The organism is Pseudoscardovia suis (assembly GCF_002797875.1).
Classification (GTDB): domain Bacteria; phylum Actinomycetota; class Actinomycetes; order Actinomycetales; family Bifidobacteriaceae; genus Pseudoscardovia; species Pseudoscardovia suis.
Map to the genome: position 1 here is coordinate 485775 of NZ_PGFC01000001.1, position 16095 is coordinate 501869.

10 protein-coding genes and 1 pseudogene are annotated in these 16095 nt (G+C 56.7%); 5 read left to right on the forward strand and 6 right to left on the reverse strand.

Annotated features, from left to right (window positions below; all coding sequences use genetic code 11):
• Positions 1-169 precede the first annotated feature (169 nt).
• Positions 170-331, forward strand: a pseudogene (locus tag CLV65_RS09070) (hypothetical protein); the annotation flags it as partial.
• Positions 332-526: 195 nt separating this feature from the next.
• On the forward strand, positions 527-1324 hold the full coding sequence (locus tag CLV65_RS09140; protein WP_338065609.1) for a restriction endonuclease subunit S: 798 nt from the start codon (positions 527-529) through the stop codon (positions 1322-1324).
• Between the two features lie 47 nt (positions 1325-1371).
• On the opposite strand, the gene CLV65_RS01825 is transcribed toward CLV65_RS09140, so the two are convergent.
• Together CLV65_RS01825 and CLV65_RS01830 are read right to left on the reverse strand one after the other, a co-directional pair.
• Positions 1372-2292, reverse strand: a complete 921-nt coding sequence (locus CLV65_RS01825) for a site-specific integrase (protein ID WP_094691676.1) — start codon at positions 2290-2292, stop codon at positions 1372-1374.
• Between the two features lie 75 nt (positions 2293-2367).
• Positions 2368-3588, reverse strand: a complete 1221-nt coding sequence (locus CLV65_RS01830; RefSeq protein ID WP_094691677.1) for a restriction endonuclease subunit S — start codon at positions 3586-3588, stop codon at positions 2368-2370.
• 106 nt (positions 3589-3694) lie between these two features.
• Between CLV65_RS01830 and CLV65_RS01835 the strand changes: the two genes are divergently transcribed.
• A complete protein-coding gene (locus tag CLV65_RS01835) occupies positions 3695-4915 on the forward strand; it encodes a restriction endonuclease subunit S (RefSeq protein WP_144441904.1) in 1221 nt (406 codons plus the stop codon).
• Between the two features lie 53 nt (positions 4916-4968).
• On the opposite strand, the gene CLV65_RS01840 is transcribed toward CLV65_RS01835, so the two are convergent.
• Genes CLV65_RS01840 through CLV65_RS01855 form a run of 4 tightly spaced genes read right to left on the reverse strand, consistent with a single transcriptional unit; the run spans position 4969 to position 12256 of the window.
• On the reverse strand, positions 4969-6210 hold the full coding sequence (locus CLV65_RS01840; RefSeq protein WP_094691679.1) for a restriction endonuclease subunit S: 1242 nt from the start codon (positions 6208-6210) through the stop codon (positions 4969-4971).
• Between the two features lie 44 nt (positions 6211-6254).
• Positions 6255-7253: a restriction endonuclease gene (locus CLV65_RS01845; RefSeq protein ID WP_094691680.1), complete on the reverse strand. Its 999-nt coding sequence runs from the start codon at positions 7251-7253 to the stop codon at positions 6255-6257.
• Complete coding sequence (locus CLV65_RS01850) at positions 7250-8989, reverse strand: type I restriction-modification system subunit M (RefSeq protein ID WP_094691681.1); 1740 nt, start codon at positions 8987-8989, stop codon at positions 7250-7252. Before CLV65_RS01850 ends, CLV65_RS01845 begins: the two co-directional genes overlap by 4 nt.
• Positions 8990-9049: 60 nt before the next feature.
• Entirely contained in the window at positions 9050-12256 is a 3207-nt protein-coding gene (locus CLV65_RS01855) for a type I restriction endonuclease subunit R (protein WP_211278435.1), read from the reverse strand.
• 148 nt (positions 12257-12404) lie between these two features.
• Between CLV65_RS01855 and CLV65_RS01860 the strand changes: the two genes are divergently transcribed.
• Together CLV65_RS01860 and CLV65_RS01865 are read left to right on the forward strand one after the other, a co-directional pair.
• On the forward strand, positions 12405-13592 hold the full coding sequence (locus CLV65_RS01860) for a cation diffusion facilitator family transporter (protein WP_157847192.1): 1188 nt from the start codon (positions 12405-12407) through the stop codon (positions 13590-13592).
• Positions 13593-13768: 176 nt separating this feature from the next.
• Positions 13769-15652, forward strand: coding sequence for a hypothetical protein (locus tag CLV65_RS01865; protein ID WP_094691683.1), 1884 nt, complete (start codon positions 13769-13771; stop codon positions 15650-15652).
• Positions 15653-16095: the final 443 nt, after the last annotated feature.

Genomic DNA, 16095 nt, shown 5'->3' on the forward strand with positions numbered 1-16095 from the left:
TCGATGTTATAAGATGCTCGAACGCTACCACCGTTTCGAAGACATAACCGGTCTCGATCTGCACAACATGGATGACCGAGCGTCGCGCCACGGGTTGACGGGAGAGACGTGAACATGAGGCGGGGTGATCTGAGGGGTTGACGAAGGGGTATGTGTCGCCTGGGAGCAGCGACAGTTGGGCGAGGTAGCGGAATTTTCGAAGGGGCAAGGCTATTCAAAAGCCGATTTGTGCTCGAGCGGAATTCCGGCTTTCCTGTACGGGCAAATGTATACCGACTACAAATTGCTGGTAACTGAATCCAATCAGCATCTCCCGCAAAATAGCGATGGTGTGTTCAGCACTGCCGGCGATGTAATCATTCCCGCGTCCGGTGAATCTCCAGAGGAGATTGCCATAGCCTCCGTGATTGGGAAGACAGGCATTCTCCTCGGTGGCGACTTGAACATCATCAAACCTGAGAAATCGATTCTAGATTCCATATTCTTGGCGTTGAGCGCGAGTGGAGGCAGACTGCACGGCAGTTTGGTGTCTCGCGCTCAGGGCAAGACAATTGTCCATTTGCATAATTCCGATATCGCCGCATCTCAAATTAGGTACCCAACGCTCCCCGAGCAGCGCCGCATCGGTACCTTCTTCTCTGCTCTGGATTCCCTTATCGCCGCCGCCGAGCGACAGGAGGACCTCCTCAAGCAGAAGAAACAAGCCTACCTGCAGCTCATGTTCCCGCGCGAGGGTGAAACACAGCCACGGCTGAGGTTCAGTGGATTCAGCAAAGACTGGGAGCAGCGACGGTCTTCGGAACAGTTTGTCCCTGTCAAGGAGAATGGCCATTCTGATCTCCCGGTATTGTCGGCGACGCAAAGCGAAGGCATGGTTTACCGAGACGACCAAAGCAGAGACATTAAATTCAAAACGGATAACCTGAGTTCGTACAAGCTGGTCCGAGCTGGAGATTTCGTCATCAGCCTCAGGTCATTCCAAGGCGGATTCGAACTGTCCGACAAGACTGGGATCGTCAGCCCCGCATACACGGTGTTTACCCATGCGGAATGCTCCAGCCAGGACAATGCTTATTGGAAGCAGTACTTCAAGAGAAAGTCCTTCATAGAATCACTCAAAACTGTGACTTTCGGCATCAGGGACGGCAAAACGATCAGTTTTTCTGACTTCTCCTCGCTCAAATGCATCTTCCCCTCCTTGCCCGAGCAGCGCCGCATCGGCGAGTTCTTCACCACCCTCGACAACCTTATCGCCGCCACCGAGGAGCGGACAAGAGCTTTGAAAGAGATGAAGTCCGCGTACCTGCAACGCATGTTCGTATGATGGTTTGCCCCGCGGCGCGGGGCAAACCATATCCCGAGTCTTAGCGTTTACAGCGTGCTGAGGAACTGCATCACCTTGTCGTTGTCCTGCGACTCAAGTTCCTTGATGATGTGCAGGTACGTGGTTTGTGTCGTCGTCATGTTCGAATGCCCCAGCCGCTTAGCGACCGATGCAACGGAAACCCCGGCGTAGAGCAGCAACGAGGCGTGCGTGTGACGCAACCCGTGCACGGAAATCACAGGAATGTTGTTCTTCTTGCACAGGACCGCAAGTCGGTCGTTGATGGTTGCATTGAAGACCCGCTCGCCTTCCTTGACGAACAAAGGCTCATCCTCGGGCTGCCCTTCGCACAGCTGCTTCATCTGCATGCACAGCATCCAGTCGAGCCGCACGAGCCGGTTGCTCGATGCGTTCTTGGTCGGGGCGAAACCACCGTCGGGGTTCTTGTAGTTCCACGTCTTCGACACCCTCAGCGTCTGGTGGTGGAAGTCGAAGTCAGTGGGGGTCACCCCCAGCGCCTCAGCGAAACGCAGTCCTGTCTTTGCAATCAACATGAGCATCGAATCCGTCGGATGATCCGCATCCACGGTAAGAGCCGCAAGAAGCGTTGCCAGTTCATGCTGGTTGAGGAACTTGGGTTTGCGTTCAGCCTTGTCCTTTCCTTTGATGACTGCCTTTCGGGTCGGGTCTCGCCTTATGACGCCATCCTCCACAGCATCCAGGACTGCCGCGCGCACCTGATGATGAAAGTCCATTACCGTCTGCCGCTCGTGATTCGTCGCATATTGGTTCAGGATGCGCTGGTACTCGAGACGGGTCAAGTCGGCGAGCGTCGTCTCCGGCGCCAGCAATTCCAACTGACGCTGGGTCATGAGGTATTTACGCAAAGTGACTTGCGTGACAGCGCCCTTCTTATACGTGTTCACCCATTCCGAGAAGAAACGCGACAGGAGTTGGTTTCGGTACATAGTTCAATCCTTTCCGGCCCGCGGTATGTTGCTAAGTTCAGCGCAGACCGAAAAGGAACGATAGATGTCGGACGTTCACACGAACATTCGCTGCAAATAAGAGCCTTTCAACTCTCGGAGATGCTTAGTTCGCTCCTCGGCGGCGGCGATAAGAGATTCGAGGGTGGAGAAGAATTTGCCGATATGGCGCTGCTCGGGGAGAGAGGGAACTCGGATTCTTTCCGTAAAGAAATCATCGAGGACAAGTTCGTTCATCATGGTGCCGCGCTTTGTACTGCGAACAAGAATGCGCTTCATCACGTTCTCGTCGTGCAGATAGCACGACCAGAAATCCAGATCGCACGATTGCCGCCACCGGGCAGTCGGTCTAATCGCTGTAAAGCGAGGCGACATTATCCCATCTCCGATGGTGTTCACAACGAACCTGCCGAACGCAAATTCATTCGATGTATGTCCCTCGAAGGCTGCATCGCCGATACGAAGAACCTTATACGTTGTCAGGGATTCCTCCGCCGCTCCGTTACCAAAAGCGTTGAAAGTCATGGAAGAAACGGAGAGAGTCTTTCCTGCATCAAACTGATTCCCGTTACGCTCGGTGTTCTTCTCATAGAGCTTGCCTAGTTGCAATGACTCCCATTCACCGCTGAACCCATTGAACCTCAGCCGGGGCCGGGTTTCTCCTTCCTGTGGGAACATGAGCTGCAGGTAGGCTTGTTTCTTCTGCTTGAGGAGGGCCTCCTGTCGCTCGGCGGCGGCGATAAGGCTGTCGAGGGCGGAAAAGAACTCGCCGATGCGGCGCTGCTCGGGCAGGGAGGGAAGGCGAATCCGACTTTCTTGCAGTTTGTCGAAGAAAAAATACTGTCGCACTCCGCCTTCCTGGCGTTTTGCGATTTGATTTGTGAACAAACGTGTCCGAAACCAGTCGGAAAGAAAAGAGTCATCCACGGATTCATGCGTTTGGAATACCTCGTATAGCGAACTGACAATGACTGGCTTCTCGCCGTTCCAGTAACCAATCGAGCCTACGTTGATTCTGGCGGGGTTGTATGCGAAAGAATGTGGCGCGACTATCCAGTATGAACTTTTGTCTGCGTCGAGAGGCTTTCCACCGTTATCGAATTGTTCTGATTGCGGGATAAACCCTGATTGATTTGAAATGGAATAACTTTGGAGATCCTTCTGTTCTCTGTTCTTGATGCCGCTAGCAGAAACAACTTCTCCCAACTGTCGCTGCTCCCAAGCGTGGCGGCAGGCATAAGAGGAGGCAGAAATGCCTGCAGCAGCCAGCGGAGACAGTCATTGTATGTTCACCACTCAGCAATGCTCGACATGGTGCAAACTCGTTTTCCAATCGTGTGGCCTGACATTATTCTCTGCAGCGTTCTACTCATAGTGATGCACCGTGGTAGCAACTCAAACCAATCGATACAGCACAAACATTTCTCAAATTTCCTGTCAAACGGGAGAGCTTGGAACGGATTCTCATCCTTGGGAGCAGCGACAGTTGGGAGAGTTGTATGCACCGTCGCGTGAGAAGAACAATGGTGCTTTCTCAGCCAGGGACATCATCTCCGTGGCTGGCATGCGATATGCGTCCCGTGAATCCTCCAACTCCACCGACGATTACATGCGGACGTACAACGTGATGAGAGTCGGGGACATCGCTTTCGAAGGGCATACATCGAATGAATTCGCTTTCGGCAGGTTCGTCGAGAACGACCTAGGAGACGGCATCATTTCCCATGTCTTCGTGGTGCTCAGGCCTCTTCCAGGGCGTAGGTATGATCTCGCGTTCTGGAAAGAGGCGATACATGATGAGTTCCTCATGAAGCGGATCCTCGCCCGGAGCACGAAGCGGTCGACGATGATGCATGAAATCGTCGTCCCCGACTTCCTCAAGGAGGTCGTCGCTGTACCCTCTTTATCCGAACAGCAAAAGATCGGCCAGTTCTTCTCCACCCTTGATTCCCTTATCGCCGCCGCCGAGCGACAGGAGGCCCTTCTCAGACAGAAGAAACAAGCCTACCTGCAGCTCATGTTCCCCCAAGAAGGAGAAACCCAGCCCCGGCTGAGGTCCAATGGGTTCAGCGGCGACTGGGAGCAGCGACAGTTGGGAGAGGTGGCGGAAGTTGTCATTGGTCAATCGCCGGAAGGCAGATATTCAAGCGACAATCAGAATGGTGTCGCGCTTGCACAAGGGAATACTGACATCGCTGACGGAGTCTTCGTGCCGCGCGTCTGGACATCGCGCCCAACGAAGGTTGTGCCGGCGGGCACACTCCTGGTTAGCGTACGCGCACCTGTTGGCGATGTGGCCGTTACTCCGGTTCCGGCTTGTATAGGCCGCGGATTTGCTGGCATTCCCGGAAATAGTTTTCTTCGCTATTCCTTGGAACGTTTGAAAACATCTGGCCACTGGAATCGGGTAAGTTCAGGATCGGTGCTCGATGCCATCACATCGAAGGAATTGCTGCAAACACCGATTTCAATCGCCACAAATCAAGAGGAGCAATGTATAGGCAAGTTCTTCACACGATTGGACCATCTCATTGGAATCGTCGGAAGACACGCTGAAACTCTCCGAACAATGAAACGCGCCTACTCGCAAAGAATGTTCATATGACATCTCGCGATGCGTGTCTCTCATGTACATCGCGGGAGACACGCATCGCGTACTTAGATGAACATGCTTTGGAGGTATGCGCTCTTCTGCTTCTTAAGGAGCTCGACCCTCTTTCTGAATATGTCGATAGTGCTATCAAGCGTCGTAAAGAACTTTCCGATTTCCTGTTGCTCAGGCAACGAGGGAACCCGGACGGTTTCCTTGAGGAAGTCGGGAACGACGATTTCGTGCATCATTGTCGAGCGTTTCGTGCTTCGGGCGAGGATCCGCCGCATGAGGAGCTCGTCGTGTATCGCCTCTTTCCAGAACGCGAGATTATACCTACGCCCAGGAATCGGCCTCAGCACCACAAAGACATGGGAAACGATGCCGTCTCCTAGGTCGTTCTCGACGAACCTGCCGAAAGCGAATTCATTCGATGTATGCCCTTCGAAAGCGATGTCCCCGACCCTCATCACGTTGTATGTCCGCATGTAGTCATCGCTGGAGTCCGCGGGCTCACGGGACGCGTACCGCATTCCCGCCACCGAGATGATGTCCTTTGCGGAGAAACTCCCGTCGTTCTTTTCGCGCGACGGGGCATACAACTCACCAAACTGTTGCGTCTCCCATTCTCCACTGAATCCGGTGAATCTTAGGCGTGGTTCGGTTTCGCCTTCCCGTGGGAACATGAGCTGCAGGTAGGCTTGTTTCTTCTGCCTGAGGAGGGCCTCCTGTCGCTCGGCGGCGGCGATAAGGCTGTCGAGGGTGGAGAAGAACCGGCCGATGAGGCGCTGCTCGGGGAGACCCGGTAGAGCAATGTGATGCTGTTCAACGTCTGATGCGTTGATTGAAGGCAGGGCACCGATGCGAGCCAGATTCGAGAGCCGAATTCGGTTGAATGCCGAAAGGCAGAAATCAACGTCCCATGATTTCCCATCGGGAATGTATGCCATCATGTTGTTATCCATGAGAAATGGAGTAGCTGCAACGCGCTTTCTGTCAAGAAAGACGGCCGCGCCGACCTTTGCGAAAATAATCGCGGGAACCGTCGTAATCGGTTTCCAGTGGTTTTTCACGACTTGCTCAGCAGACACGTAATTGCTTGAAGCAGACATCACTGATTCATTTCCCGACAAGTTCATGTCGGATACCTTGTAGAACGGAAGGCCGTCGGTGCCTCCCTGCTCAGCATCCGGGAAACCCACGCCACTAGTAGCTGAACCCACCTCGCCCAACTGTCGCTGCTCCCAAGGGTCAGTGAAGCCGCGGAAACGCAGTTCTGGCACCGTTTTCTTGCTGTTCTTCTTGGCCATTATTACCTCGTGTTCGTGAAAATCAATGCACATTCTTGGGTGTGCTAAACCCGGTCGGGATGGAAGAAATCGTCATCAAGCACCCATGCCGTGACTTCTTGGGCGTGCAGATGATAGCGCCTGACGAGTTCGGCGATTTTCGTGCCATTAATCAGCGTGACCATCCGTGTGTAGGAACGAGATGCGCGGACGGCGTCCTGCGAAAAGTCGGACGTGGTGATGAAGATACCGTATTCGGCGTTGAACTTGTCCATTGCGCCACGGAATCGGTCAATCTCCGGGCTGGACACCGTTCCCTGCCAACGCTTAGCCTGGATGGCGACGCGAGTGGTCCGAAAATCGTCGCCAGTCACGTAGCCGAAGCCGTCAATCCCGCCATCACCCGTTGCTTTGATGCCGAGGTCGGGGTCAATGGTGACGCCCATTTCCTTCACCAGCTCGCGGGCGAATTCCTCAAACCGTATCGGCGTCAGGCCCATGAGCGCGTTGTGAAGCCTAGATTGGAACTCGATTTCAGGGTCTTCGGATTCGGGAAGCGACATCTCAGTTTGTTCGATGGCATCACCCGTGTCTTCCGCCTGTTCCACGGTAGACACAGGTGCTTCGGTCTCGACAGGTTGCACGGAATTCTCCGAGTTGGCTTCACGCAATTGCTTGTTGCGTTTCGCACGGCGGTTCCACTCCGCACGAGCCGGCTTGAACACTTCCTTCATGAGATCCCATGAATTCATGTCCACTTCACGGCCCTTGTCCGTCAGGGCAACCGTATGCCTGTCTTCGTCAGACAGGTACCCAGTGAAGACCAGGTCCTTGATACTCATGTAGAAGGGGAAGTCGAAGGGGCGGAACGTCTCGCCGGGCCGGTTCGGGGAGTCCTTCTCCGCAGTGATCGTCTCTACATCGATGATTCGTGAGGAATTCTTCAATTCCTCACGAATCTGGGCACGCGTTGCGCGTCCGCCCAGCAGACGAACGACGCGGATGATTTCCGGGTAAATCAGTCGGCGTTGCTCGTCTTGTGGCAAATCATGGAATTCGGTCATTCCTGCGCCTCCGATGTTGCTTCCTTGCCGGACTGCTCCGACCCATCGTCGTTCATCGCCGACGTGGGAACGAGCTGGTCGATCATGGCCTGGAGTTCCTTTTCGAGGCGTTCCATCTCCTTAGCATTGCTCTCGAGCTCGCGGTTGACTTCGTCGAGATCGATGGGTTCCTCTTCCTCGAAAGTGTCCACGTAACGGGGGATGTTCAGGTTGTAGTCGTTCTCCTTGATTTCGTCGAGCGACGCAACGTGAGCGTACTTGTCCACGTCTTTGCGGGCGGCATAGGTGTCGATGATCTTCTGGATGTCTTCATCGCGCAGGCGGTTCTGGTTCTTGCCCTTTTCGAAATTTTGGGAGGCGTCGATGAAGAGGATGTCGTTCGTCGTCCTGTCTTTGCGGAATACCAGCACGACGGTCGGAATCGACGTGGAGTAGAACAGGTTGCTCGGCATGCCGATCACGGCATCGAGGTAGTTCTTGTCGATGATGGCGCGGCGGATGGTGCCTTCGGCAGCGCCACGGAACAGCACGCCGTGGGGGAGCACAATGGCCATGCGCCCGGTGGGCTTGAGATGGTAGAGGCAATGCTCCACGAAGGCGTAGTCGGCCTTGGACTTGGGTGCGAGCTTGCCGAAGTCCTTGAAACGGGGATCCTTCAGCTTGGATTCCGAGTTGTCCCAATGCTGCGAATACGGCGGGTTGGCTACCACAGCATCGAAGGAGCGCGGATGGTCGATTCCGTTGCTGTCGATGCCGTCCGGCCAATCCTGCTCGAGAGTGTCGGCGTTGCGCAGATCCATCCACTGGTAGTCCACGTCGTGCATCATGAGGTTCATGCGCGCGAGGTTGTATGTGGTGCGGTTGAGTTCCTGTCCGTAGAAATGCACATGCTTGTCGGCGGGCAGCTCACCGTTGTTCGCCTTCCTCAGTTCGCCCTGCACCGTGAGCAGGAGTGACCCCGATCCGCACGTGGGGTCATAGACGTCGAAATCCACGCCGGGGGCATGCACCGCAGTCTTCTCCGTGTCGCTCGAATCCTCCGGCACATAGGTGACGAGACCGGCCAGCACACGCGACACTTCGTGCGGGGTGTAGAACTCGCCTGCCTTTTTGCCGCTGTTGCCGGCGAACTGTGCGATGAGGTACTCGTAGACGTTGCCCAGGATGTCGTGCCCGGATTCATCCAGGAAGTTCACCTCGTCGATGCGTTCCACCAAGTCCGCCAGCGCCTTCGTGCGCGCGGCGGTTGAGTTGCCCAGAGACGAGTTCATGAGGTTGATGTCGTCAAACACGTCACGGAAGTCGCGACTGGCATCTGCATTGAGCTGTGCGTTCTGCTTGAAGTGATCGAAGATGTTGCCGAAGTCCTCGGGGCGCACCTGCTGGTCCTTGACCTTGCGGACGAGAGTCGCCCACGTGTCTTCCGGGTCAATGGCGTAGCCGAGTTCCTCGGAAAGGGCCTGGTGCCATTCATCCAGCCCCTCCTGCTCGACGTCCCGGGCATAGGCGTCATTGATGTCCTCGCCGTCCTTCATGGTCAGAAGCCCTGAATTCTTCAGGAAACGCTCCTGCTTGGCGGAGAGGTAGCGGTAGAAGATGAAGCCGAGAATGTAGTCGCGGAACTCGCTGGCATCCATTTTTCCACGCAGTGCGTTCGCCATCGCCCACAGCTGGGAGGTGAGGTTCTTCGCGCGCTGCTCGTCGGAGATATGTTCGGATTCGTTCTGGTCTGTCATGTCTGTTCCTGTTCTTTATGAGTGTTTTGTGGTGATTGGCCAGAGGTCAGTCCTTGCGGGTCAGTACTTGGTCATCCGATCGGCGAAGTTCTGGAGGGCTTCGTGCAGCTTGTTGCGGTACTGCAGACGTGACATCTCCCGGACCTCGGGATCCTCGGCGTCGCTCTGGTAGTAGCAGGCCACTCCGTCGCTCATGATCGCGCCCTTGTACAGGCGCTCGAATTCGCTTCCTTGGTTAAGGTCAGACGTTCCCTTGGTATGACGCCTGATGATTTTCTCGATGAGCAGCTGAGCGGACTCAACATCAACCAAGCCCCACTTTTTTCGGAAGCCCACGATCTGGCTGCGCTGGCTTTCCTCGGTGTACTTGTTCACGATATTGGTGATGTGCTCCGGCTTGACGGGGTAGGTGAGTCTCTGCGTCTCTTCGAGCTCGTGGTTCATCGCGGCATCCGCCGTTCGGATGATGCGATTTGCCTGCGTGCGGTTCTCCATGGCGTTAGCATGGTCTCTGAGGACGGTGTATTTCTTATCCACGTCGTCGGAATCCTCGTGGACGGCGTTGATCAGGTCGGCGAGGAGTTTCGCGATGTAGTCGAAGTTCACACGTACATCAGAGATGTGCTCGACCCTGAAGTGCAGCGAATCCATGTCGAGCAGCGGCTTGTCGTCGGGGTCTACGGGATCCACCGGATTGACGGGGTCGGCCGGGGCAGTATCGAGGAAAAGCGTCGTGACGGTCCACTCGTATTCCTTCTGGTCGATGCCGAGATCGTCATACAGCTTGTCCGGGTTCTCGTAGTCGAATTCGTCGTACTGCTTGAGCCTGCCCACGTTGTCGCTGAGCTCCTGGACAAGCTGGTGGATGTGGGCTTGTTCCTCCTCGCTCTGCGGCGTGCGAGCAAAGCCATCCGTCAATTCACGGATCTCATCGACAATCTTCTTCGTCTTCGCGGCGGCGTTATCATACGGCTCCGCGAGAACCGAAGACAGGTCGTCAGTGTCGATGGGCAGCTTTTCCTGGACGTTGGCGGAATCGCGATTCGCGTACTTGCCAATCGCCTCATCCATCAGCTTCTTGGAGGTGGTGGGGTATCGGTAATTGACGATGTGGCCGAACGGCTTGGCGCTTGAATCCTCTACGCGGTTCGTACGCGAATATGCCTGAATGAGGTTCGCGCCGGCAAGCACTCGGTCAACATAAAGTGTGTTGAGCTTGGGGGCATCGTATCCCGTCAGAAGCTGATCCACCACGATGGCGAGGTCGAGTTTTTCACCCTCACGCTGCTTGTCGGCGAGCCTTTCCATCACATCGTTGAAATAGCCATCGACGTTGAGGTCGTCCTGGCACCAGCTGGTGCCGAAGGTCTGGTCGTAGTCCTTAATTGCGGTACGCAGCCCAAGGTTGTTCGCATACTGGTTATCGCCATTGTCAGTGGACCACGAGAACGTCACCGCGACCTTGATCGGCTGCTTGCCTTCTTCGACCAGCTTGGCATTTGCCTTCTTGAACTCCTCGTAGTATGCGAGCGCCATCGGGATCGAGGATCCACCCCCGCGCACGTGGGTGGTGAGGATGGCGTTGTAGCGGAACTCTTTCGAACGGTTGCGCCACTTGGTGACGATGTCTTCCACCACCTTCTCGATATGGTGCGGATTCGAGTCATAGATGCCCGAATCGACGAGGCGTTCGGCTTCGTCGCTGGACATACGGGCGATTTGATCATCGATCTCGCCTTCGCTGAGGTCCGGATTGCGCTCGGCGAGAATGGCGGGGAGCACCTTCTCGCGAATCTCATCATCGGGAAGCGTATGTTCGAAGTCCACCTTAAAGCCCAGCACGTTCTTGTCTGCGATGGCTTCGCGAATGGTGTATGCGTGGATGAGCGGGCCGAACGCCTTGTAGGTCAGGTCTCCCTCGAAGGCAGGGGTTCCTGTGTAGCCGACCCATGCGGAACGGGGGAACTTGTTCTTGATCACGCGGATCATCTCGCCGTTCGTGGAGCGGTGCGCCTCGTCGACGATGAACACAGTGTTCTTCTTGTCTTGACGGGGGAATGATGCGCTCGAGGAGAGCTTCGCGAGCTTCTGGATGGACGTGACGATGATCGAGTCCTTGGTGGAGGTGCTCGACAGCTTGCGCTTGAGATCGCGCACATTGGCGGTGTCTGTGATGATACCGGCCTTCTTGTCGGAGGTGGATTCCGGGTCGTAATCGGGGTCGTAGGCCTGGTAGTCCTCGAAGGTTTGCTTCGTCAGCGCCCTGCGGTCCACGACGAACACGACCTTGTCGACGTTGGGCAGGCGCGCCGCGAGCCATGCTGTCTTGAAGCTGCTGATGGTTTTGCCTGAGCCGGTGGTATGCCACACATAGCCGACTTCCTGTGCGTCGGTACCGAAGGTGTGGTTTCGAAGCTTCTCGAGAACACGCTTCGTGGCATACACCTGATAGGGGCGCATGACGATGAGCTTGTTGTGCTTGGGTGAGTTGTCAAGAATCATGTAGTTAGTTGCCATCCGGTGAGCCTGGGGGATGGACAGGAACAGATTGCAGAACTCCTTCCAATCGTAGACAGGGGAGCTGTCTTTCTCATGCTGCCAGCGGAATGCGAACGCGGTGTTGAAGGAGTCGGCATCGGTGTTTGCCATGTAGTGGACGTCTGTGGGGGTCATGCCGATGAGAATCTGCAGGGTGGAGAAGATATCGCCGTACATGTCCCAGCTGGCATACTGCCGCATCTGGTTCATCGCTTCCATGGGATCATGGCTCGTGGCCTTTTCCTCGATCTGGATGATCGGAAGGCCGTTGATGAGGAGGGTGGTGTCGAAACGGCAGTTGGGCGCGCCTGCCTGGACGTGCTCGCGCTTGATTTGGTTGACTATCTGATATGTGGTGTTGCCTGCGCCTACCTGATCCTGGTCGAAGACGGTGAGGTACGTGGGTGCTCCGCCGTTGGAATCGTCGCGTTGAATCTGCACCTGGGTCACGCCATTGACTCCGTAAATCCACTGCCCTGCTTTGAACGGGGACGTGAGGGCGCAGATCTCCTTTTGGACCTGCGCGAACTCCTGATCGCTCAACAGCTTCCCTTGGAGCTTGTCCCAATTATTACGTTCCAAAATCTCACGGAAGTTCGTCCACAGCCCTTCCGTGGTCTTGATATCAGCACGATACTCCCACTGCTTCGTCCCACCGATGTGCTGCAGATAGTCGATCAATTGCTTTTCAAAAGCAAGTTCGCTCTGAGGCTTCTCGATGAACTCCATCTTCCCAAACCCTTCTATCCTCGACGCTGGGTTGTTGTCGCTTGGGATCAGCGACAACAAAAACAGACTAGCACCATCAAAGCGGCAAATGCCGGCGTTCAGCCACTCCGGCCTGCCAATCCCGCACCTGCCGAGTACACTGAAAAACATGGGAAGCACACAAAGCAGTGCGCGTACGCACACCGATAGCAATACGAACCTTCACGAGCAAGCACAGCAGGAGACTGCGCCGACAGCTACCGCCGCGGCGGCACCGGCCATCAAACAACCGCCGACCCTGCGGCAGCCGCAGCCGGAAGGCAACGCCGCCATGAATCATGATCTCGGTCCCAACGGCACGGATCGCAAGAGCGCCAAAATCGGCATCGCGGTCATCGCCGCGCTCGTGGCGAACATCCTGGTGGCGCTGGTCAAATTCGCGGTGTTCCTGTTCACGCGATCCGCCTCGATGCTGTCAGAAAGCGTGCATAGCCTTGCGGACTCCGGCAACGAGCTGACGCTGATCATCGGCAACAAGCTGTCGCACCGCCCGCCCAGCCGCAAGCATCCGCTCGGATGGTCACGCGCCCGCTATCTGGCGTCGTTCATCGTGGCGGTGTCGCTGTTCGCCATTGGCGGCGTGTATTCGGCGAGCGAATCCATTGCGAAGATCCGCGCTGTCGCAAGCGGCGGTCCGGAGGCGCACGCGGTGGACACGAGCAAGATGATTGTTGTGCTCGTCGTGACCCTCGTGTGTGCGCTCATCGAATCGTGGAGCCTGCACAATGGCATCAAGGAAGCCAAGGAGCGCTTCGCCGAAACACACAATCCGGGACGTTTCAGCCTGTGGAAGTTCTGGCGCGGCACGAAATCATCCGACATTGCGGTCGTGCTGGCGGAAGACACGCTGGCTGTGATTGGCCTGGCGTTCGCGTTCATCGGCACTGCGGTCGCCATCGCGACAGGCGATGAAATCTGGGATGCGATCGGCGGCACCAGCATCGGCGTCCTGCTGATTATCGGCGCGCTGCTGCTGGGCTGGCAGGTCGCCTCACTGCTCATCGGCGAAGGCGCGAGCGAGCATACGTACCAGATCATCTCGTCTGTGCTGGCGCGCAATCCCGATGTCGAGCGCGTGCTTGCCGACCCCGCCGCGATCCACCTGTCCGAAAAGCGTATCCTCGTTTTGCTCAAAGTGCAGTTCCGCAACGAAACCGAGCTGGACGACACGGTCGCCATCAACCGCTTGGAAGAGCAGCTGCGCGCCGCGATACCGTATTACACGCTTGACATCGTGGTGGAGCCGGACGCTTACGATCCCGCGAAAGCGGCGAAAGTGGAAGATTGGGTTGACTGACGAATCGGGGAGTCGCGAAGTCATGGCCATCTGGCAAAGCTCTGGAACTACGGAGCTCTGAAACCACGGAGCTCTGACATCCAGGCGGCCATGACAGCGCGGCAACGATAATGCAGCAGCCTGAGAGAAGGCAACGAAGGCAATAAAACAACAGAAAGCAATAGAAGGGAGCAGTCATGCTGTTGTATTCAAGCCTGCTGGGCACCAAATACACGCTCAACGCCGATGCGTTCATCGGGCTCGTCATCGAATGTATCGAGAAAAATCCACGGGAAGAAAACCGCATCCCCGGCATCGATTGGAAGCCAGGCGTGCGAAACGCAAAATACGGCACCCCGCAGTTGCAGCTCACGATAAAGGAATACGGCGATGATTCGCGTGACGCTGCTCCCAGAAGGCTGCCCAATCAAGGCAGGGGAGGATCGCGCCGTCCCGCTACCCGACGCCAGGCGAACGGCAAGCCGCAGCGCATGAGCGAAGCCGAATACCAGATGGTGCGTGCGCGACTGCGCGCCTCGCATATCATCGCCATCCGCCAAGAGAAGGTGCGCGACGGCGTGCACTGGTACAGCGATTACGTGCTCAACCTCACCGCTCGCATGCTCGAGATTGAGCTGAGCCGCACATATCGTCGCGGCGCGAACCCCGAGGATGATTTCTCCGCGCCCTTGCTTATTTCGCTGCTGGAGGATGGCGGCTATCTGAGCGATGACGGGCACCTTCCCATGAGCCGCCGGCCTTTGGACCTCGACGCAGCCACCAAGGAGCAGCGAGAGGGATTCTCCGCCGCGATCCGCGGGGCGGACGACATCCGACTGCCCATCATCTACGTGCCACGCGATGGTGACGGCAGCACTGCGGTCGACGCCACGCACCTTGCGTCGCAGGTCAAAGGAATCGCGCACGTGGTCATCGGTCCGTCGACGGATGCGGATTACGGCAAACTTTCCCGTGAGTGCAAGTGCGAGTTGGTGAAGGATAGTCCCATGGCGTTGTACTGGCCGACGGATTCTGGCAAGGCCATGATGCCGGATTCATTCTTCATCCCGCGCCACATGGCCGCCGAGGACGTGGACGAGCAGCTGCGCCAATCCGCGAAGCGCTGCCTCGTGCAGCAACGCCGTCTTGAAGAGGTTCCCGAAGAACAAACGTGGAGTGGCGTGACGGCGCTCATCCTCGACCACAAGGCGGACGATGCGCAGCACAGCTACGAGAAGGTGGCATCTGCCAACCAGACCTTGCAAAACAAGATCCGCACCATCATGGAGCGGCAGGCCGACGCCGCCAGTCGAAAGGCCAACGCCGATGCAGACCATGACGCGCAGATGCAGCAGCTCAAGCGCCAGCTTGACGAAACGCAATCGCAGTTGCACGAACAGAAGCAGCAAAACATTGCCAAAGACGAGAAGCTGCGCCAGTTCAACGCCGCGAAGCGCTTCGAGAATGATGTCGACCGCGACGCCCAACGCAAGCAACAGCAAGACATGAAGGCATTGCAGGATCTGCTCGACGAGCAGGAGAAGAGCCTCGCCGAATTGCAGCGGCATTATCAGGACGAGATCGACGGATTGCGCCGCAGCAACGCGCAGTACCAAGAGCAGGTGGCTCAGCTCAAGCGCGAGAACAACGAGTTGGCCGACCGGACTTTCAGCGGCGGCCGCGAGACGCTGCTCACCTACGGCACGGAACACGACCTGTTCCCAGGCGAAGTGCAGGACTACGTACTTGAAGCGGTTGACGAAGCGCTGCGCGAGCTGCCGTCAGACAAGCGCTCTCGCCGGTCGGATGTGTATTCCGACGTGCTTGAGGCAAACCGATACCGTAAACTCCACGAGCAGCGGCGCGCGCAGATCAAAAACATCGCGCCGCTGTTCATCCGCCCTGGCGCTGAACTCTTCCGCGAGTTGGAAAAGCTAGGATACGAGCGGGTACGGGTCAACAACCATTATGTGCTCGAGTATGGCGGCGATTCGCGCTACCACTTCACGACGGCGAAGACCCCCAGCGACAAGCGCAGTGGCGAGAACGCCGCCAACGATCTTTGCCGCTTTACGCAGTGAGCGGAGCAGGGAAGTGGCGGGAGTAGGGCAGATGCGGGGATTTTCCCGACATTCGCCTAGCGGGGTTGCTTATGTGCCAGCCACCACTGGCACATAAGCAACAAACCGCAACACCACCGCGTCAACATCCCAGCAAACAAGCCAATCCTGGAACCGGCCTCTGGGTCCGGCCCCTCAATGTGCCAGCCGCCACTCACACATAAGCGCCCAGCAGGGTGGAGGGAGTGCCAGGTGCCCAGTAAACAAGCCAATCCGAGAACCAGCCCCTGGCCCCGGCCCCTCAATGTGCCAGCCACCACTCACACATAAGCAGCAAACCACCACGCCGCCGAGTAAACACCCCAGCAAACTGGTCCATCCCTCCGCTGGCATCTTCCGGAATATACGCAATGTGCCAGCCGCTACTAGCACATTGCGTGTTATCGCAAAGGTGCGAGCAACGA